At 72.3% G+C, this 18,765-nt stretch carries 17 protein-coding genes; 10 read left to right on the forward strand and 7 right to left on the reverse strand.

The window, feature by feature from the left end; genetic code table 11:
* Nucleotides 1–14: 14 nt before the first annotated feature.
* Nucleotides 15–461: an SRPBCC family protein gene (locus ASG95_RS12500; RefSeq protein ID WP_056920759.1), complete on the reverse strand. Its 447-nt coding sequence runs from the start codon at nt 459–461 to the stop codon at nt 15–17.
* A gap of 10 nt (nt 462–471) precedes the next feature.
* Entirely contained in the window at nt 472–840 is a 369-nt protein-coding gene (locus tag ASG95_RS12505; RefSeq protein WP_157582022.1) for a polyketide cyclase / dehydrase and lipid transport, read from the reverse strand.
* 115 nt (nt 841–955) lie between these two features.
* On the opposite strand from ASG95_RS12505, the gene ASG95_RS12510 reads away from it, so the two are divergent.
* Both ASG95_RS12510 and ASG95_RS12515 read left to right on the forward strand, forming a co-directional pair.
* Nucleotides 956–2,755 carry a long-chain fatty acid--CoA ligase gene (locus ASG95_RS12510; protein WP_057377679.1) on the forward strand — a complete coding sequence of 600 codons (1,800 nt, stop codon included), beginning with the start codon at nt 956–958 and terminating at the stop codon, nt 2,753–2,755.
* Between the two features lie 49 nt (nt 2,756–2,804).
* A complete protein-coding gene (locus tag ASG95_RS12515) occupies nt 2,805–4,145 on the forward strand; it encodes a glycosyltransferase 87 family protein (RefSeq protein ID WP_057377680.1) in 1,341 nt (446 codons plus the stop codon).
* On the opposite strand, the gene ASG95_RS20920 is transcribed toward ASG95_RS12515, so the two are convergent.
* From ASG95_RS20920 to ASG95_RS12525, 3 genes are read right to left on the reverse strand one after another with little or no spacing between them, the layout of a single operon-like run.
* On the reverse strand, nt 4,049–4,558 hold the full coding sequence (locus ASG95_RS20920; RefSeq protein WP_235543835.1) for an NUDIX hydrolase: 510 nt from the start codon (nt 4,556–4,558) through the stop codon (nt 4,049–4,051). The two genes, ASG95_RS12515 and ASG95_RS20920, sit on opposite strands and share 97 nt — an antisense overlap.
* A gap of 49 nt (nt 4,559–4,607) precedes the next feature.
* Complete coding sequence (locus ASG95_RS12520) at nt 4,608–5,954, reverse strand: hypothetical protein (protein WP_057377681.1); 1,347 nt, start codon at nt 5,952–5,954, stop codon at nt 4,608–4,610.
* A gap of 20 nt (nt 5,955–5,974) precedes the next feature.
* Nucleotides 5,975–6,196, reverse strand: coding sequence for a hypothetical protein (locus ASG95_RS12525; protein WP_056921199.1), 222 nt, complete (start codon nt 6,194–6,196; stop codon nt 5,975–5,977).
* Nucleotides 6,197–6,401: 205 nt separating this feature from the next.
* Here ASG95_RS12525 and ASG95_RS12530 point away from each other — a divergent pair, with 205 nt between their 5' ends.
* The 4 genes from ASG95_RS12530 to ASG95_RS12545 all read left to right on the forward strand — a co-directional run bounded on the left by ASG95_RS12530 (nt 6,402) and on the right by ASG95_RS12545 (nt 12,540).
* A complete protein-coding gene (locus tag ASG95_RS12530; RefSeq protein ID WP_057377682.1) occupies nt 6,402–8,135 on the forward strand; it encodes a DEDD exonuclease domain-containing protein in 1,734 nt (577 codons plus the stop codon).
* Between the two features lie 50 nt (nt 8,136–8,185).
* Nucleotides 8,186–8,470 (forward strand): Lrp/AsnC family transcriptional regulator, encoded by a 285-nt coding sequence (locus tag ASG95_RS12535; RefSeq protein WP_057377683.1) that lies wholly within the window; start codon nt 8,186–8,188, stop codon nt 8,468–8,470.
* A gap of 130 nt (nt 8,471–8,600) precedes the next feature.
* The gene (locus ASG95_RS12540; RefSeq protein ID WP_057377684.1) at nt 8,601–11,093 is read left to right on the forward strand and encodes an SCO7613 C-terminal domain-containing membrane protein; all 2,493 of its coding nucleotides are present in this window, start codon (nt 8,601–8,603) and stop codon (nt 11,091–11,093) included.
* Between the two features lie 61 nt (nt 11,094–11,154).
* Complete coding sequence (locus ASG95_RS12545; RefSeq protein ID WP_057377685.1) at nt 11,155–12,540, forward strand: aminotransferase class V-fold PLP-dependent enzyme; 1,386 nt, start codon at nt 11,155–11,157, stop codon at nt 12,538–12,540.
* Nucleotides 12,541–12,552: 12 nt separating this feature from the next.
* Here ASG95_RS12545 and trpD read toward each other — a convergent pair whose 3' ends face one another.
* Nucleotides 12,553–13,650 (reverse strand): anthranilate phosphoribosyltransferase, encoded by a 1,098-nt coding sequence (gene trpD, locus ASG95_RS12550; protein WP_057377686.1) that lies wholly within the window; start codon nt 13,648–13,650, stop codon nt 12,553–12,555.
* 4 nt (nt 13,651–13,654) lie between these two features.
* Nucleotides 13,655–14,119, reverse strand: a complete 465-nt coding sequence (locus ASG95_RS12555) for a response regulator transcription factor (protein WP_057377687.1) — start codon at nt 14,117–14,119, stop codon at nt 13,655–13,657.
* 180 nt (nt 14,120–14,299) lie between these two features.
* Between ASG95_RS12555 and ASG95_RS12560 the strand changes: the two genes are divergently transcribed.
* The 4 genes from ASG95_RS12560 (at nt 14,300) to ASG95_RS12575 (ending at nt 18,674) form a co-directional block, all read left to right on the forward strand.
* A complete protein-coding gene (locus tag ASG95_RS12560) occupies nt 14,300–14,881 on the forward strand; it encodes a heme-copper oxidase subunit III (RefSeq protein ID WP_082593188.1) in 582 nt (193 codons plus the stop codon).
* Nucleotides 14,882–14,945: 64 nt separating this feature from the next.
* Nucleotides 14,946–15,731, forward strand: coding sequence for a c-type cytochrome (locus ASG95_RS12565; protein ID WP_057377688.1), 786 nt, complete (start codon nt 14,946–14,948; stop codon nt 15,729–15,731).
* A gap of 85 nt (nt 15,732–15,816) precedes the next feature.
* The gene (locus ASG95_RS12570; RefSeq protein ID WP_056920746.1) at nt 15,817–16,908 is read left to right on the forward strand and encodes a ubiquinol-cytochrome c reductase iron-sulfur subunit; all 1,092 of its coding nucleotides are present in this window, start codon (nt 15,817–15,819) and stop codon (nt 16,906–16,908) included.
* Nucleotides 16,905–18,674 (forward strand): ubiquinol-cytochrome c reductase cytochrome b subunit, encoded by a 1,770-nt coding sequence (locus ASG95_RS12575; RefSeq protein ID WP_057377689.1) that lies wholly within the window; start codon nt 16,905–16,907, stop codon nt 18,672–18,674. Before ASG95_RS12570 ends, ASG95_RS12575 begins: the two co-directional genes overlap by 4 nt.
* Nucleotides 18,675–18,765: the final 91 nt, after the last annotated feature.

The raw sequence follows: 18,765 nt of genomic DNA on the forward strand, positions 1-18,765 counted from the left end.
GGCGGCGAGCTGCCTCAACCCTCCACCCGCTTCTTCAGCGACTTGAGCGCGGTGTCGATGATGACCTTCTCGGCCTTGCGCTTGAGCATCCCGAGCATCGGGATCTTGACGTCGACGGCGAGGCGGTAGGTGACGGTCGTGGCGTCCTTGCCCTTGGCGACGAGCGTGTAGGAGCCGTTCATCGCCTTGAGCACGGTGGCCTCGACGAGGCTCCAGGAGACGACCCCCGTGCCGTTCCTCGCGACGTCCCACTCGTAGTCGAGCGTGTAGGTGTCCTTGATCGCCCCGGCGTCGAGGGTGAACTGCACCTGGTCGGCCCAGCCGTCGCCCTCCTCCGTGAGGATGCTGACCGCCTTGACCTCGGTGGCCCACTCGGGATAGCTCTCGAAGTCGGCGATGACGTCGAGGACTTCACCCGGCTTTGCGTCGATGTCGATGCTGGATTCGGTGCGGTCGGCCATGCGCCGAAGGCTACAACGCCGAGGTGTCGGACGCCGGACCGCCTTCGAGACGGTCCTTGAGACCGTGCACCGCCCGCTTCCAGCGCAGGGTATGCCGCGTGGCCACGTTCCGGGGCGCCCGCGGGCCCCGGTGGCCCCGGACGTAGTGGTGCACGACCACCCCGTCGCGGAACGGCTCGAGCCAGACCTCCATCTCGCCGACGACCTGGCCGGTCACGGCCCAGCGCACGCCCTTGACCCCACGGTCGCGGGTCACCGTGGGGGCCAGGTGCGGCCAGACCTGCGCGACCCAGGCCTGGTCGTCCAGGCTCGCGCGCACGACCTCGGGCGAGGCCCGGATGAAGGTCTCGTCGACGATGTCGATCCTGTGGTCGCGCACCGGGTCAGTGTTCCGCACGTCACGTCGCCATGTGGATGGACCCTGCCCCCACCTGCTTACCCACGGGTAGGCTGTGCGAAATAGGCTAGAGAGCGCCGCCGTCAAAGGAGACTCCGTGCAGGAACACGTCGCACCCCCACTCGTGCCACCCACGACCAAGGGGAGCCTGGCCGACCTGCCGGGCCGCAACGCCGCCTCCGACCCCACGCGGGTGGCGTTCTCCCGCAAGGAGGGCAGCGGCTGGGTCGACGTGACCGCGGCCGAGTTCGACGAGGACGTGCGCGCCGTCGCCAAGGGCCTCATCGCCGCCGGGATCGCGCCCGGCGACCGCGTGGCCATCATGTGCAAGACGCGCTACGAGTGGACCCTCACCGACTTCGCGATCTGGACCGCGGGTGCCGTGACGGTCCCGATCTACGAGACCTCGTCGGCCGAGCAGGTCGCCTGGATCCTCACCGACTCCGGCGCCAAGGGCATCATGCTCGAGACCCCGTCGCACGCGGCGACCCTCGCCGAGGTGCGCGACCAGCTGCCCGGCCTCGAGCACGCCTGGCAGGTCGACGCCGGGGCCATCGCCGAGCTCAAGAGCGCCGGGGCCGAGGTGAGCGACGCCGACCTCGAGGCCGCCAAGGGTGGGCTCGACCGCGCGAGCATCGCCACGATCATCTACACCTCGGGCACGACCGGCCGCCCCAAGGGCGTCCAGCTGACCCACGACAACTTCCTCGCCCTGTCCGAGAACGCCATCACCAAGCTCAGGTCGGTGGTCAAGGCCGACGGCGCCTCGACGCTGCTCTTCCTCCCGCTGGCGCACGTCTTCGCGCGGTTCATCCAGGTCCTCTGCGTCACCGGCGAGGCCAAGATGGGCCACAGCGCCGACATCAAGAACCTGCTCGCCGACTTCGCCGAGTTCAAGCCGACCTTCATCCTCTCGGTGCCGCGCGTCTTCGAGAAGATCTACAACTCCGCCGAGGCCAAGGCCACGGCCGAGGGCAAGGGCAAGATCTTCGCGGCCGCCGCCGACACCGCCATCGCCTGGTCCAGCGCCCAGGACACCGGCGGGGCCGGGCTCGGCCTCAAGGTCCGGCACGGCATCTTCGACAAGCTGGTCTACGCCAAGCTGCGCGCCGCCATGGGCGGCCGGGTGATGTACGCCGTGTCCGGTGGCGCGCCGCTGGGCACCCGGCTGGGCCACTTCTTCCGCGGCATCGGCGTGACCGTGCTCGAGGGCTACGGCCTGACCGAGACCACCGCCCCGGCCACGGTCAACGTGCCCGACCGCGTGAAGATCGGCACCGTCGGCGCCCCGCTCCCCGGGGTGGGCATCCGCATCGCCGACGACGGCGAGATCCTCATCCAAGGCAACAACGTCTTCGCCGCCTACCACAACAACGCCGAGGCCACCTCGGGCGCGGTGCTCGACGGGTGGTTCCACACCGGCGACATCGGCGAGCTCGACGAGGACGGCTACCTCAGGATCACCGGGCGCAAGAAGGAGCTCCTCGTCACCGCGGGTGGCAAGAACGTCGCCCCGGCGGGTCTGGAGGACCGGCTCCGGGCCCATCCCCTGATCTCCCAGTGCATCGTCGTCGGTGACCAGAAGCCGTTCATCGGCGCCCTGCTCACCCTCGACGACGAGATGTACCCGGGCTGGGCCAAGAACAACGGCCTCTCCGGAGTCAGCTTCGACCAGGCCCGCACCAACGAGACGGTCCTCGCCGAGCTCCAGAAGGCCGTCGACGACGCCAACAAGTCGGTGTCCAAGGCCGAGTCGATCCGCAAGTTCGCGGTGCTGCCGGGTGACTTCACCGAGGAGAACGGCTATCTCACGCCGAGCCTGAAGCTCAAGCGGAACATCGTCATGAAGGACTTCCACGACGAGGTCGAGGCGCTCTACTCCGGTGCCAAGGAGTGACCCGCTGACCCGGAGGCACCCGGCGAGCACCGGCCCGTAGGGTCTAGCCATGCGTGCCGCCCCCGGACCCTCCGCCCGGTCCGTGGTGGCGTCGGTCGCCCTGCCGCTGGCGTGGCTGGTCTTCTTCACTGCGCTGCAGTGGAGCGTCGTGCGCTACCGCATCCCCATCGTGGCCGCCCTCACGGCGGCCACGCTGGCGCTGGCTCTCTGGCAGTGGGCCGGCTGGCGGGTCACCCTCCACCGACCGGCGGTGGTGGTGATGCTGGCCGGCTCGGCCCTGGCGACCCTCGCGGTGCCGCTGTTCAGCTACCTCGCCCCGACCGGTCTGGCGGTCGCGACCACCCTCTTCGTCGTGGTGCCGCTGGCCTGCGCAGTCCTGTTGTGCGCCACCACCGTTCGCGCCCACTGGGCTGCCGGCGTGGTGGCCGTGACCGGGTATGCCGCGTGTGCGGCGATCGCGATCACGTCGTCACCGCGGCCGCGCATCGACGTCTGGGTCACCCTGCAGCAGGCCGCCGACGGCCTCGGCCGGGGCGAGAACTTCTACGCGATGAACTGGACCGGTTCCCCCGGCATCCAGGACGCGTTCACCTACCTGCCCTGGACCGCGGTGCTGCTCGCCCCGGGGCGCTGGCTGTTCGGCGACGTGCGCTGGGCGCTGGCGTTCTGGACGCTGGTCGCGGTCGCGGGGGTCTGGATGCTCGCCCGCGGCGCGGCCGTGCGGCATACCGGGGCGGGCTGGGTCTGGACCGCTGCGGCGGTCACCGGCCTGCTCGTCCTCGCCCCCGGCACCCTCACCCAGCTCGACCAGGCCTGGACCGAGCCGCTGCTGCTCGCTGGCCTGGTCTGGTGGGCCGTCCTGGTCCAGCGCGACCGGGCGTGGTGGGCGGTCATCCCGCTCGCGCTCGCCTGCGCCAGCAAGCAGCACCTGGCCCTGCTGCTGCCCGTGCTGCTGCTGTGGCGACCGTTCGGGTGGCATCGGGCCGTGGCGACCGGTGCGCTGACCGGGGTGCTGATCGCCCCGTGGTTCCTCGCGAGCCCGCCCGACTTCGTCCACGACACGATCAGCCTGCTGGTCGGGTTCCACCCCATCAAGTTCGCCAACACGCTCTACCTGCTGGCACTCAACACCTTCGGGGTGACCTTGCCGTTCGCCGTGACCGGCGTCGCGGTGCTGGGCACCCTCGCCGCCGTGTGCTGGACCGTCTGGCGCCGCCAGCCCGCCCTCGCCGACGTGCTGCGCTGGCTGGCGCTGGTGCTGCTGGTGGCCAACCTCGTCAACAAGCAGGCCTTCTACAACCAGTTCTGGCTGGTCGGGTCGCTGGTCGTCGTCTCGCTGGCCGTCGCCTCCCGGACGGCCCGGACGAGCTCCTCGAGCAGCACCGGGTAGACCGCTTCGCCGCGGGCGCGGTGCACGGCCGGGTCGATCCACGCCATCCGGATGGTCGAGCGGACCTCCAGCTCGGCGAACCGGGCGGGGTCGGCGTCGAAGCGCTCGGTGACCCAGCCGTAGAACACCTGCTGCTGGACGATCGTGCGCCCCTCGAAGGAGAAGGCGTCCTCGTCGTGGTGGACCGGCCCGACGAGGTCGTCGACGGTGATGGTGCGACCGGTCTCCTCCCAGACCTCGCGGACCGCCGCCTCGGGGTCGGTCTCCCCCGGCTCGACGCCGCCGCCGATCGTGTACCAGTAGGGGTCGTCCGGGTGGTGCGGGTCGAAACCCTCGATCATCAGGACGTGGCCGTCGGGGTCGACCACGACCACCCGCGCAGCTCGGCGGCGCAGCGGCTCCTCGTCCGTCATCGGGGCAGCGTCCCTCATGGGGCAGGGTCCGGGACCGACGCACGGTCGGTCATCCGGCCAGGCCCCGCAGGTAGCCGAGCCACTCCTTGGTGAACGCGCCCTGGCTGGTGCCCAGCACGGTCCGGAAGGCGGCCGCCGCCGCCTGGTCGGGGGTCGCCGAGGACGAGCCGGAGGGCTTCGTGGCGACGGCCAGGTAGTAGCGCACCAGGGCCTTGCGGCCGTAGCGGTCGACGATGCGGGTCACGGCCAGCCACGCAGCGTTGTAGCTCGGCGCGATCGTCGTCCGGGAGGGGTCGAAGTCGCCCGCGGTGGGCAGCGACTTGGGACCGCTGCCGGCGCGGACCTTCGCCAGCAGCGCCGCCGCGACCTGCCGGCGGGTGGCCCCGACGTCGCGGTAGCCGACGTAGTCGGCCATCCCCTCGGACAGCCACAGCGGGACCGGTCGGTCGGTCGTGGCCCGGATGGCGACGTGGGTCGCCTCGTGGGTCACGACGACCTGCTGCCCCCGGCTCTCCAGGGTGGCGAACGCCCCGGGGTTGACCACGACCCGGTCGGCCCCGGCCCGGCCCGTGGCGTCGAACGGCCCGTCGGTGACGGCGGCGACCTGCGCCACGGAGTCCTTGTCCTGGCCGACCTGCTCGGCCATCTGGGCCGCCGTGCGTGGCACCACGAGGACCAGGCGGCTGTTCCAGGGGGCGGTCCAGACCGCGTCGACCCGTTTGACGGCGAGGTTGCCGAGGGCGAGGTAGGGGCGCAGCCGGCTCGCCGGACCGGACCCCATGACCAGCGTCGTCGAGCTGCGCACGACCGTGAACGAGGGCAGGTCCCAGGCCTGCACCTGGGTGCCCCCGTCGGTGTCGTCGACCAGCCGCCACCCGGCGTCGCGACGCACCACGGTGAAGTACGACTCGAACTCCCGGGACGCCGTGTCGTAGCCGGCCAGGCTGTAGTGCCCGGCGACGCGGGAGACCCACGCCTGCGGGCCGAGCTGGGCGACGCGGTCGGCCCCGAGCTCCGGGGCGGGCTCGGGGGTGCCGTAGCCGAAGCTGCCCAGGGGGAGCTTGGCGAGGGCGTCGTACTGCGCCAGCTGGCGCAGCCCGAACCCCGACTTCGGGTCGTCGAGGGTTGCGGCGAAGGCGGCTCGGTCGTGGTCCCGCACGGCCGCGGCCCGCGCGGACAGCAACGCGGTGAGGGCGTCCTCGCGGGCCGTGGAGGGATCGGGGGCGTTCTGCTGGGTGGTGGCCGTCTGCGACGCGCGGGGGGTGCCCGACGAGCGCCCGGTCCCGGTCCCGTCGTCGGAGCACCCCGCCAGCAGCCCGACGACCAGGACGGTCGTCGCCGCGACCGCGACCCGGGCCGGCCGGACGCCGTGTCGTCGAGGGGTGGCGCGGGTCATCCGGCCATCGTAGGGACGGCTCAGCCGACGGCGCGGACGTGGGCGGCCCACGGCTCGCGGCGCGCCCTGGCCGAGGAGGCCTCGTGCGCGCTGACCAGCCCGGCCTCGGCGAACCGCGCCACGGCGGAACGCTCGACGGCGTCGAGGGGCAGCTCGGCGCCCTGGGGCACGAGCATGGCCGTCACCATGCAGTCGGCGCAGTGCAGGTCGCGCACGGGGCAGCTCTGGCAGTCGATGATCATCGCGATCACCTCGCTCTCTGTCGGGGAGTCCTTCTGTCGTGTGACCTGTCCACGACGCTAGGTGAGGGCACTGACAACGCCGGCGCCACGGCATACCCGGGACGTCGGCGACGGCCCACCCCGCGCGGGCTGCCGACCACGGAACCCGGTGCGGGACAGGCGCGCCTGCCACGGGCTGTCACACCCGCGGCCTACCGTCGGGACCATGCAGACGGCCGGCGACCAGATGGTGCAAGGCACCTTCGACGACCTGGGCACGGCACTGGCCGATGTCACGTTCGTCGTCGTCGACCTCGAGACCACCGGCGGCAGCCCGGCCGACTCGGCCATCACCGAGATCGGCGCCGTCAAGGTCCGGGCCGGCGAGGTCCTCGGCGAGTTCCAGACCCTGGTCAACCCCCACCTGCCGATCCCGCCGTTCATCCAGTCGCTCACCGGCATCACCACCGCCATGGTCGCCGACGCCCCGCGGATCGAGGCCGCCCTCCCCGCGTTCCTCGAGTTCGCCCGGGGCGCGGTGCTGGTCGCCCACAACGCCGGCTTCGACATCGGCTTCCTCAAGATGGCGGCCCGCCAGCAGGGCATCGAGTGGCCGCGCCACGCGGTGCTCGACACGGTCCACCTGGCCCGCCAGCTGGTCAGCCGCGACGAGGCCCGCAACCACAAGCTCTCCACCCTGGCCGCTCTCTTCGGGGCCACCACGACGCCCGACCACCGCGCCCTGCACGACGCGCAGGCGACCGTCGACGTGCTGCACGCCCTCATCGGCCGGGTGGGCAGCCTCGGCGTCCACACGCTCGAGGAGCTCTCCAGCTACACCTCGCGGGTCAGCCCCGCCCAGCGCCGCAAGCGCTGGCTCGCCGACGGCCTGCCCGAGCTGCCGGGGGTCTACCTGTTCAAGGACGGCGACGGCCGGGTCCTCTACGTCGGCACCTCGATCAACATCCGCACCCGGGTCCGCAGCTACTTCACGGCCTCCGAGCAGCGCACCCGGATGGCCGAGATGGTGCGGCTGGCCGAGTCCGTCACCCCGGTCGTGTGCGCCACCACCCTCGAGGCCGAGGTGCGCGAGCTGCGTCTGATCGCCGAGCACAAGCCGCGCTACAACCGGCGGTCCAAGACCCCCGAGCGGGCCACCTGGGTCAAGCTCACGGTCGAGGCCTTTCCCCGCTTGTCGATCGTCCGCGAGGTCCGGGGCGACGGGGCCCGCTACATCGGTCCGTTCGGCAGCCGCGGCTCGGCCGAGGCCGCCGTGGCTGCGGTCCACGAGGTGATCCCGCTGCGCCAGTGCGTGCAGCGGTTGTCGCCCACGCGACGGGTGGGGTCGTGCGCGCTCGCCGACATGGGCCGGTGTGGCGCGCCGTGCACCGGCGCCCAGAGCGTCGAGGAGTATGCCGCGGTCGTGCAGGATGCCGTGCACGCCCTCGCGGGCGACTCGCGCGACGTGGTGACCGCCCTGCGCACCCGGATGGGGTCGCTGGCCGACCAGGAGCGGTTCGAGGACGCCGGCACGCTGCGCGACCGGATGCTGGCGCTGGTGCGCGGCATGGCGCGGGCCCAGCGCATCGCCCCGCTGGCAGCCAGCCGCGAGATCGTGGCGGCCCGGTCTGCCCCGGCCGGTGGCTGGGAGGTCATCGTGGTCCGGCACGGGCGGCTCGCCGCCAGCACCGTCTCGCCGCGCGGCGCCGACCCGATGCCCTACGTCGACGCCGTCCGCACCAGCGCCGAGGTGGTGCTCCCCGCGCCGTGGCCCTCGCCCGCGGCGATCCCCGAGGAGACCGAGAAGATCCTGCGCTGGCTGGAGACCCCAGGCGTCCGGATCGTCGACCTCGACGGCGAGTGGACCTGCCCGGTCGGCGGCGCCGGCGGGGCGCGGGCCGAGCTCGAGCCGCAGGTGGTGGCCCGCCACGCGGTGGCCGGTTTCGTCGCAGCGTCCTAGCCCTCCGGGGACCCGCCCGCAAACGCCGGAGGCGCGGATAGAGTGGGCTCGTGATCTCCGCCATCGTGCTCATCAACGCCAAGGTCGACCGCATCCCCGAGGTGGCCCAGGCCATCGCCGAGCTCGAGGGCGTGTCCGAGGTCTACTCGGTCGCCGGCGATGCCGACCTCATCGCGATGATCCGGGTCAGGGAGCACGAGCAGCTCAACGACGTCATCGCCGACCGCCTCAACAAGGTGGACGGCGTCACGGGCACCAACACCCACATCGCGTTCCGCACCTACTCCACCCACGATCTCGAGGCCGCCTTCAGCCTCGGCCTCGACGGCGACTGACCCGGCGACCCCGGATCTCCACTGCCTCGGCCGCACGGCCGATCTGAGTAGGAACCCGCATCCGCGCAACCCTCCTGACCTGCAGACTCGGGCCATCGAGCGCTGAGCTCCTGCACCCTCCGGAGGACCGATGTCGCCCATCCCCTGCCCCGCCTGCAGCCGCTTCCTGCCCGAGTCGCCGACGTCGTGCCCGGGCTGCCACCTGCCCCTGACCGGCCCGGACGCCCTGCGCCTCTGGCGGGTCGACCAGAGCCTGGCGGCGCTCCAGCGCGAACGCACCGAGCTGATCGCGGCGCTGCGCGCGCAGGGCGTCAGCGCACCATCGGTCCCCGCCGACGAGGGTGACCAGACCGTCGCGACCGCCGGCGAGCCCTTCCCCGGCACAACGACGGCTGCTCGCCGCACCTGGACCACCCAGCAGACCCTGCTCGCCATCGGTGTGCTCCTGGTCCTGGTGGCCGGGTCGATCGCGCTGGCGATCGCCTGGTTCCGCATCGGCATCGTCGGTCAGCTGGTGGTCATGGGCGGTTTCACCGCCGCCGCGACAGTGGCCTCGCTGGTCCTGTCCCGGCGCCGGCTGCCCAGCAGCGCCGAGGCCCTGGCCCTGGTGGCGGGCGGCCTGCTCCTCCTCGACGTGGCTGCCGCTCGGCGGTTCGGGCTGGCCGGCCTCGACTCCATCGACGGACGCACCTACGCCGCGGTCACCGGGCTGCTCGCCGCCGTCGTCCTCGCCGCCCTGCACCGCAGCGACCGCAGGATCGCCGGCTTCGCCCTCCTCTCGCTGACCGCCGCCTCGCTCGGGTGGGCCGGTGTCGTGGCCTTCGCCGACCACGCCTCCGGGGTCGCCGCCCTCGCCCTGGCCGGCGCGGTGCTGTTCGGCACCCTGCACCTGGTCGTCCCCGCGTCGTTCGGGCTGACCCGGCGCGCCGCCACAGGGCCGGCGGCCGGGTGGACCGCGTTCACAGCGGTCACCGCTGCGGTCGGAGCGCTGGGTGCCGGGCGCGATGCGCTGTCCTCCTCGACCGCTGCGGACCTCGACGGCCCCGTGGTCCACGGGCTCACCGCCGACGGCCTGGTCAGCGTGGCGATCCTGTCGACCCTCGCGGTGGCGGGTGCCGTCGTCGTGCGACGTGTCGTCGCGGTCCGCGCCGCGCGCCTCGGCACCCGGGCCGCCGTCCGCGCCGACTGGACTGCGCGGGCGTTGACCGGCGACTGGCGGGCGCTCGGAGTGGTCGCCGTCGTCGCCTCCGTGGCCGGCCCCACCGCGGTGCTGGGCCTCGCGCTGCAGCTGGGTGCCTTCTGGGCCGCGGTGCTCGCGGTCGTCGCCGCCGTGGCCGGCACCGCTCTCGTGGTCGCCCGCTCACGCACCACCTCGCTCGGCATCGCGTGGGTCGAGGCCCAGGCCGGCGCGACGCTGGGTGTCCTCGTGGTCGTCTGCGCGGTCCAGGCCTCCCGGCCGGCGACGACCATCGCCCTGACCGCGACCGCGCTCGTGGCCGCCACGGCCGCAGTGCACCGGCCGACCTGGCGTGCCGCCGCCAGTGCCGTCGGCGCGGTCGCCTCCGTGGGCGCCGCCGCCCTCACCGGCTCGATGTTCTCCGACACCGCCTCGGTGCTCGCGACCGGGACTGCGGGTGCGGCCTTCGTCGCCGTCGCCCTGCTGCGTCGGGCCGAAGCCGAGGAAGCGCCCCTGGCCGTCGTCGGCCACCTCGCCGTGTTCGGCGCGCTGGGCGCAGCCCTGGGGGCAGCTCTCGGTGACGGGGTGGTGATCGCCGTCCTCGTGGTCATCGCGCTCACGGGAGCCGCCACCGCCGTGCTGCGCCCGCACCTGCGCCCCCTCGCCACCGCGACGACGACCCTCGCGTCGGTCTGGGCGCTCTGGTTGGGCGGTGGGCTGGTCGGCCCGCGCTCCCAGTGGGTGCTGCTGGCCGCGGCGGCGCTCGGCCTCGCCGCGCTGGCGCAGTGGCGTCGCCACCGCACCGAGGAGCTGGTCCTCGGTGGCCTGGCCGTCCTCGTCGCGGTCACCGCTGTGGTCGTCGCGGTCGACCGCACCTGGCCGCACGCCGCCGCACTGGCCGCCGCGGCATACGGGCTTGTCGCCGTTGGGTATGCCGCCCTGCCGCACCGACGCGCCGTGGTCAGCGTCGCCGTGGTGGCACTGACGGCCGCGGTGTGGGTGGAGCTCTGGGACGCCGACGTGACGACCCTGGAGGCGTGGACGCTGCCGCTGGCTGCCTTCCTGCTCGCCGCCGGGTTGTGGTCGCACCGCGAGCTCGGTGACCACTCGTGGCTCACCGCCGGGCCGGGTCTGGCCGTCGCGCTCCTGCCGTCGACCCTCTTCACCACGGTCGACGACGGTCTCGCCCGCCCGCTCGTCACGGTCGTCGCTGCCGTCTCCGTGCTGGTGCTCGGGGCGCTGCGCCGCTGGCAGGCGCTGGTGGTGGTGGGCGCGGCCTGCGCCGCGACGGTCGCCCTCACCCAGCTGCTTCCGTATGCCGTGCTGCTGCCCCGCTACCTCACCCTCGGGGCGCTCGGGGTCCTGCTCCTGGCCGTCGGAGCGCGGTACGAGCAGCGTCGCGCCGACGCCCGGCAGGCGGTCAGCTGGCTGGCCTCCATGTCCTGACCCGGCGCGCTCGTGCACCACGTGGGGGCGGTGGGCCGGGAGGCGGGCGTACCTTCGCGTCATGGACGACATCACCACCTTGTTCGACCGGGCTGCCCGCGTGGCAGCCGACCACCGCGCGGCGGTGGCCGCTGCTCCCGTTGCGGCCCGGCTGTCCGCACAGGCGCTGCGTGGGTCCGCGGACGTGGCCCTGCGTGACCGGCCGACCCCCGCGGGGGAGGTGCTGGACGAGCTGGTCGAGACCTTCGGGCCGGGCCTGGTCGGCACCCCGGGTCCCCGCTTCTTCGGCTTCGTCATCGGCGGAGCGCTGCCCGCCGCGAGCGCGGCCGACCTGGTCGCGATCGGGTGGGACCAGTGCGCGTTCAACGCGACCCTCTCCCCCGCCGCGGCCGTGGCCGAGGACCTCGCGGGCGGCTGGCTCAAGGACCTGCTCGGGCTGCCGGCCGGAGCCACCGTCGGGTTCGTCACCGGGGCCCAGGGGGCCAACACCGTCAGCCTCGCCACCGCCCGCCACCACGTCCTCGAGTCGGTGGGCTGGGACGTCGAGAAGGACGGCCTCCTCGGGGCGCCCCGGGTGCGCGTGGTGGCGAGCGTCGAGCGCCACGCGACCATCGACCGGGCGCTGCGGCTGATCGGGTTCGGGACGGCCGTCGTCGAGGAGGTGGCGACGGACGCCAACGGCGCCATCGAGGTGGCCGACCTGGCGGCCGTCCTGGCGCGCTCCGAGCCCGGACCGACGATCGTGTGCCTCCAGTCCGGCAACGTCAACACCGGCGCCTGCGACGACCTGCGGGCGGCCAGCGCGGTGGCTCGGCGCCATGGGGCGTGGGTGCACGTCGACGGCGCGTTCGGCCTCTGGGCGGGGGCCAGCCCCGCGAGGGCACACCTGGTCGACGGGGTCGACCTCGCGGACTCGTGGTCCTGCGACGCACACAAGTGGCTCAACGTGCCCTACGACTGTGGCTTCGCCATCTGCGCGCACCCCCAGGTGCACGCCAGGTCGTTGTCCTACACCGCGGCATACCTCACCGGACAGGGCGGCCCGATGCCGGCCCTGGGCGACCTGGTGCCCGAGTCCTCACGGCGGGCCAGGGGTTTCGCCGTGTGGGCTGCCCTGCGCGAGCTGGGACGCGACGGCGTCGCCGACCTGGTCGAGCGCTGCTGCACCCTGGCCCAGCGCTTCGCCGACGGCCTCGAAGCCGGTGGGGCCGACGTGGTCAACGACGTCGTCCTCAACCAGGTGCTGGTCGGCTTCGGCAGCGACGAGCGCACCGACCGGATCGTCGAGGGCGTCCAGCGCGAGGGGACCTGCTGGCTCGGCGCGACGACCTGGCACGGGCGCCGGCTGATGCGGGTCTCGGTCTCGAACTGGTCGACCACCGCGCAGGACGTCGACCGCTCGGTCGCCGCCATCCTGCGGGTGGCCGCCGAGGAGGTCGACGGCTGAGCCGCCGGTGGGTCAGGCGGAGGTGAGGCGCTGCGTGGCAGCGGCCCACTGCTCGAGCCGGGCAGCGGCGGCGCCCGAGTCGAGGGTGGCCTCGGCGCGGTCCATGCCGAGGCGCACGCTGGCGGCGAACGCCTCGTCGGTGGCGTCGTGCGTGGCGGGCTCCGCGCCGCCCTCGACGTCCCGACCGGCGAGGGCCAGCGCCATCCCGGCGTTGAGCACCACCGCGTCACGCACTGCGCCACGCTGGCCGCCGAAGAGGTCGCGGGCCACCTGGGCGTTGTGCGCGGCGTCCGCGCCGCGCAGGGCCTCCACGGGCTGCCGCTCGAGGCCGACGTGGAGCGGGTCGAAGACGCGCTGGCTGACGGCGCCGTCGCGCACCCACCACACGGTCGACGTCGTGCTGAGCGTCAGCTCGTCGAGCCCGTCGTCGCCCCTGAAGACGGCGGCCGCGGAGCCGCGCCCCGCGAAGACCCCGGCGATGAGGGGCGCCATCCGCGGGTCAGCCACCCCCACGGCTGCGTAGGTGGGACGGGCCGGGTTGGTCAGCGGACCGAGGACGTTGAAGGCGGTGCCGACGCCGAGCCCGCTGCGGGCCGCGGCGGCGTGCCGCATGGCCGGGTGGAACGCCTGGGCGAAGCAGAAGGTGATGCCCGCCTCGGCGGCCACCTCGGCCACCTGGGCCGGGGTGAGCGTGAGGTTGACGCCGAGCGCCTCGAGGACGTCGGCCGAGCCCGAGGTGGACGAGGCGGCGCGGTTGCCGTGCTTGACCACCTTGACCCCACTGGCCGCGATGACGACCGAGGCCATCGTGGAGATGTTGACCGTGTTGGAGCGGTCCGCACCGGTGCCGACGATGTCGAGGCTCGGCCCCGGCACCTCGATCTGGTTGGCGTGGGCGAGCATGACGTCGGCCAGCCCGCGCAGCTCCTCGACCGTCTCGCCCTTGGACCGCAGCGCGACGAGGAAGCCGGCGACCTGGACCGGCGAGGCCTCGCCGCCCATGATCTCGTTCATCGCCCAGGCGGCCTGGTCGGTGCTCAGGTGCTCACCGGCGATGAGCAGGGTGAGCAGGTCCGGCCAGGTGTGACCGGCCGGCTCGCGTGCGGTCACCGGCTCAGGAGGCGCTGGGGCGTCCGCCGCGACCCAGCTCGGCCACGGCCGAGGCCAGGGCGATCGGGTCGAGCGGGTGCGGGACGGCCAGGTCGGCGAGCGACCAGGTGGCCAGCCACCCGTCCTGCGGGCGACCGGTCAGGACCAGCACCGGCGGGCAGGCGAAGATCTCGCTCTTGAGCTGCCGGCAGAGACCGAGCCCACCGGTCGGGGCCGCCTCGCCGTCGAGGATGAGGACGTCGAACGAGGCGTTCTCGACCGCCTCGATCACCGCCGCCGCGGTGGCACACTCCCGCCACGAGGAGACCTCGACGTCGCGGGCCGGCCGACGGCCCACGGTGACGCGGACAGCGTCCCGGGTGGTCTTGTCGTCGCTGTACAAGAGCACCGAGATCTGACGGGTCTGAGCCGCTGCTGGTGACCCCGACGAGGTCGGGACGTCAGCGGCGGTCGCGTGCGAAGCGGTCATGGCGCTGATGCTACCGGTGCGGCGTTTCGGCGCGGTCATGCGCCCATCGGGGGGTCGACGGTGTGCCGGACTGGGAATGTGGCTAATCTGGCGCACGTGGCGACCGCATCTCCAGTGACCTCTGAACCCGCTCGCTCGGCCGGCAGCATCCCCGGCCACGGGCCGGTGTCCCGACCCAACATGGTGTCGGTCGGCACCATCGTCTGGCTCTCCAGCGAGCTGATGTTCTTCGCTGGCCTGTTCGCGATGTACTTCACGATCCGCTCGGTCGAGCCGGACCTGTGGCACACCTCGACCGAGGTGCTCAACGTGCCCTTCGCCACCATCAACACGATCGTCCTCGTGGTGTCCTCGGTGTGGTGCCAGCTCGGGGTCCACGCGGCGGAGCACGGCAAGCCGCACCGCGGCGACGCCAGCCTCCTCGCGGTCAAGAACTGGGGCATGCGCGAGTGGTACGTGCTGACCTACATCTTCGGCGCGATCTTCGTGTCCGGGCAGGTGCTCGAGTACTCCGAGCTCGTCCACGAGGGCATCACCCTCTCGTCCACCGCGTACGGCTCGGTCTTCTACCTCACGACCGGCTTCCACGCCATGCACGTGACCGGCGGCCTCCTCGCCTTCCTGCTCATCATCGGCCGCACCTTCACGACCCGGCACTACAGCCACGCGCAGGCCGCCGGTGCCGTCGTGACCTCCTACTACTGGCACTTCGTCGACGTCGTGTGGATCGCGCTGTTCGCGACGATCTACCTGTTGAAGTGACCGGCACGATGCTCCACCCGCACCCCCAGCCAGCCCTGCCCACCTCCGTCGACAGGACCGCACCGTGAACGCCTTGGCCGCCCGCCGCCGACACCCGGCCGCGATCGCCCTGCTCCTGCTCCTGGGTCTGATCCTCACCGGGGTCGCGTACTCGACCTTCGCCCCCAAGCAGGCCGACGCCGCCACTGCCGCGGCCAGTTCGGTCGAGGAGGGCAAGAAGCTCTTCCTGGCCAACTGCGCGACCTGCCACGGCCTGCAGGCCCAGGGCACGAAGGCCGGCCCCGCCCTCCCGGGCGTCGGTGCCGCCGCCGTGGACTTCCAGATGGGCACCGGACGGATGCCGATGGCAGCCCCGAACGTCCAGGCGCCCCGCGCCGACGAGGTCCGGTTCAGCCAGGAGCAGATCTCGGCCGTCGCCGCCTACATCGCCTCGCTGGCCCCCGGCCCCGCCGTGCCCGACGCGGAGTACACCACTGGTGAGGGGGGCGACGTCGCCCTCGGCGCCGAGCTGTTCCGCGTCAACTGCGCCATGTGCCACAACTTCGCCGGCTCGGGTGGCGCGCTCACCCGGGGCAAGTACGCCCCGGCCCTGCGCGACATCGAGGGCAAGCACATCTACGAGGCGATGGTGACCGGCCCGCAGTCGATGCCCGTCTTCAACGACGACAACATCTCCCCCGAGGCCAAGAACGACATCGTCGCCTACCTCCATGAGGTCGACAAGCAGGAGAACGTCGGCGGCATGGCCCTGGGCAACCTCGGCCCCGTCTCCGAGGGCCTGTTCGTCTGGATCTTCGGGCTCGGCATCATGGTCGGCTTCGCCGTCTGGCTCGGCCGGAAGGCCGCGTGATGACTGCGTCACCATGTCTGGCCACATCCGCCCCGTGCGGCGACACTGGAACTGACCACCGCGACTCGACAGGATCGACGACACGATGAGCGAACACGACACGCCGCACGGCGAGGTCGTCGGCACTGGCGACGGCTACGGCTCGACCGCGGTCCGCCTCGACCAGGGCCATGTCGAGGGCACCGGCGGTCTGCCGGCCCGCTTCGAGGACCCGGGCCTTCCCCCGCACGTCGCGCGGATGGCCGACCTGGACGAGAAGGGCGCCAAGCGCGCCGAGAAGCAGGTCGCGGCGCTCTTCGGGCTCTCCAGCCTCGGCACCATCCTCTTCATCGTGGCCTACTTCGCCATCGACCCCGAGAAGTCGGGCTTCATCCCCGGCATCGGCAACGCCAGCATCTACAACGTGGTCCTCGGGATCACCATGGCGCTGGCCCTGCTCGGGTGCGGCGTCGGCGCCGTGCACTGGGCCAAGACCCTGATGCCCGACTCCGAGTCGGTCGAGTACCGCCACACCCAGCGCGCGAGTGACGAGGACCGCCAGCGGGTCGTCACCAACCTCATGGACGGGGGCGAGAAGGCCCAGCTCGGGCGCCGCCCCCTCATCAAGTTCTCACTCGCCGGCGCGCTGGCACTGCCGCCGCTCGCGATCCTGCTGCCGCTGGTCGGTGGACTCGGACCGCTCCCGAAGGACCAGCTGTCCACGACCATGTGGAAGAAGGGCGACCGCCTCGTCCGCGACCCCGAGCGCACGCCGATCCGCGCCGACCAGGTCACCATCGGCTCGGTCTTCCACGTGCTCCCCGAGTCGATCAAGGACTCCGAGCACGTCCTCGAGGACAAGGCCAAGGCCGCAGTGCTCCTGATGCGCCTCAACCCCGAGGACATCAAGCCCCAGAAGGAGCGCGACTGGGGCCACGAGGGCATCGTCGCCTACTCCAAGATCTGCACCCACGTCGGTTGCCCCGTGGGCCTGTACGAGCAGCAGACGCACCACCTGCTCTGCCCCTGCCACCAGTCGACGTTCGACGTGACGCAGGACTGCAAGGTCATCTTCGGCCCGGCCAAGCGCCCCTTGCCGCAGCTGAAGATCACCGTCGATTCCGAGGGTTACCTGGTGGCCGACGCCCCGTTCCGTGAGGCTGTCGGTCCGAGTTTCTGGGAGCGTGGTTCCGCATGAGCAGCAACGGACGCAGCGGGTCGGCCGACCCCATCGATCGCCTGCGCAAGGACGACGTCACGCCCGAGGCACCCACCGCCCCCGCCCTGAAGGCCGTCGGTGGAGTGGCCGGCTGGCTCGACGACCGCACCGGTGCCGCCAAGCCCGTGGGCTACCTCATGAAGAAGGTCTTCCCCGAGCACTGGTCGTTCATGCTCGGCGAAGTCGCCATGTACTCCATGATCATCTGCCTGCTGTCGGGCACCTTCCTCACCTTCTGGTTCGTCCCGAGCGCCGGTCAGGTCGTCTACGACGGCTCCTACCTGCCGCTGCGTGGCATCACGATGTCCGAGGCGTTCCGCTCCACCGTCGACATCTCGTTCGACATCCGCGGTGGCCTGCTGATCCGCCAGATCCACCACTGGGCCGCGCTGATGTTCATCGTGGCGCTGTCGGTCCACATGCTCCGCGTCTTCTTCACCGGCGCGTTCCGCAAGCCGCGCGAGATCAACTGGGTGATCGGCTGCATCCTGTCGATGCTGGCGCTGGTCGAGGGCTTCGCGGGCTACTCGCTCCCCGACGACCTGCTGTCCGGCACCGGCCTGCGCGCCGCCGAGGGCTTCATGCGCTCGGTGCCCGTGCTCGGCTCCTACCTGTCGTTCGCGCTGTTCGACGGCCCGTTCCCGGGCGAGGCGATCATCCCCCGCCTGTTCTCGATCCACGTGCTGCTGCTCCCGGCGATCCTGGTCGGCCTGTTCACGGCGCACATCGGGCTGGTGTTCGTGCACAAGCACACCCAGTACCCCGGGCCGGGTCGCACCAACGACAACGTCGTCGGCTTCCCGGTGATGCCGGTCTACGCGGCCAAGGCCGGTGGCTTCTTCTTCATCGTCTTCGGTGTCATCTCGCTCATCTCCGGCCTGGTCACGATCAACCCGATCTGGGCCTATGGGCCGTACGACCCGTCGCCCGTGACGGCGGGGTCCCAACCGGACTGGTACATGGGCTTCGCCGACGGAGCGCTGCGCCTGCTGCCCGGCTGGCTGGAGTTCACCGCGTTCGGGTTCACCTTCTCGTTCAACGTCATGATCGGCGCCATCCTGCTGATCCCGGTGATGTACGGGCTGATGGCCGTCTACCCGTTCCTCGAGCGGTGGGTGACCGGCGACACCCGCGAGCACCACCTGCTCGACCGGCCGCGCAACAACCCCACCCGCACGGGGCTGGGCATGGCAGGGCTGACGGCCTACGGCGTGCTCATGTTCGCCGCCGGCAACGACCTGATGGCGATCAAGCTGCACCTGTCCATCAACGACATCACCCACATCCTGCGGGCGGCGTTCTTCATCGCTCCCCCACTGGTGTTCTGGGTGACCAAGCGGATCTGCCTGTCGCTGCAGCGCAAGGACCGCGACCTGGTCCTGCACGGCCGCGAGACCGGTCGCATCATCCGCACCGCCGACGGGAAGTTCTTCGAGCAGCACGAGCCGCTCGACGAGTTCACCCGCTGGAACCTCGTGCAGCACGACCCCCACGAGGTCCTCACCCTCGAGAGGGCGACCGACGAGCACGGCGTGGTCTCGCCCACCGCGCGCAAGGACAAGGCCCGCTCGGCGCTGTCCCGGTTCTACTTCAGCGACTCGATCAACCCGGTCACGCCGGCCGAGCTCGCCGCCGCCCACCACGACGGCCACGGCCACGAGTCGATCGGTGCCATCGAGGCCACTGACGACGAGACCCGCCCCGCCCTCGAGAGCGCCCGCAGGGAGCCTCCCAAGCGCCCCTGACCGCTCACGACGCGGTATGCCGCCCCCTCATCTCGAGCGGGCGGCATACCGCTGTCTGAGGTGCGGCCCGCTCGTGGCAGGCTGGGTCCGT

It is taken from the genome of Phycicoccus sp. Soil803 (assembly GCF_001429685.1).
GTDB lineage: Bacteria > Actinomycetota > Actinomycetes > Actinomycetales > Dermatophilaceae > Pedococcus.

Coding starts and splice junctions, on each gene's coding strand:
- ASG95_RS12520 (WP_057377681.1), bottom strand. CDS start 5,954: ATGACCCGCGCCACCCCTCGACGACACGGCGTCCGGCCGGCCCGGGTC.
- ASG95_RS12555 (WP_057377687.1), bottom strand. CDS start 14,119: ATGACCGCTTCGCACGCGACCGCCGCTGACGTCCCGACCTCGTCGGGG.
- ASG95_RS12560 (WP_082593188.1), top strand. CDS start 14,300: ATGGTGTCGGTCGGCACCATCGTCTGGCTCTCCAGCGAGCTGATGTTC.
- ASG95_RS12525 (WP_056921199.1), bottom strand. CDS start 6,196: ATGATCATCGACTGCCAGAGCTGCCCCGTGCGCGACCTGCACTGCGCC.
- ASG95_RS12575 (WP_057377689.1), top strand. CDS start 16,905: ATGAGCAGCAACGGACGCAGCGGGTCGGCCGACCCCATCGATCGCCTG.
- ASG95_RS12515 (WP_057377680.1), top strand. CDS start 2,805: ATGCGTGCCGCCCCCGGACCCTCCGCCCGGTCCGTGGTGGCGTCGGTC.
- ASG95_RS12545 (WP_057377685.1), top strand. CDS start 11,155: ATGGACGACATCACCACCTTGTTCGACCGGGCTGCCCGCGTGGCAGCC.
- ASG95_RS12530 (WP_057377682.1), top strand. CDS start 6,402: ATGCAGACGGCCGGCGACCAGATGGTGCAAGGCACCTTCGACGACCTG.
- ASG95_RS12500 (WP_056920759.1), bottom strand. CDS start 461: ATGGCCGACCGCACCGAATCCAGCATCGACATCGACGCAAAGCCGGGT.
- ASG95_RS20920 (WP_235543835.1), bottom strand. CDS start 4,558: ATGACGGACGAGGAGCCGCTGCGCCGCCGAGCTGCGCGGGTGGTCGTG.
- ASG95_RS12570 (WP_056920746.1), top strand. CDS start 15,817: ATGAGCGAACACGACACGCCGCACGGCGAGGTCGTCGGCACTGGCGAC.
- ASG95_RS12540 (WP_057377684.1), top strand. CDS start 8,601: ATGTCGCCCATCCCCTGCCCCGCCTGCAGCCGCTTCCTGCCCGAGTCG.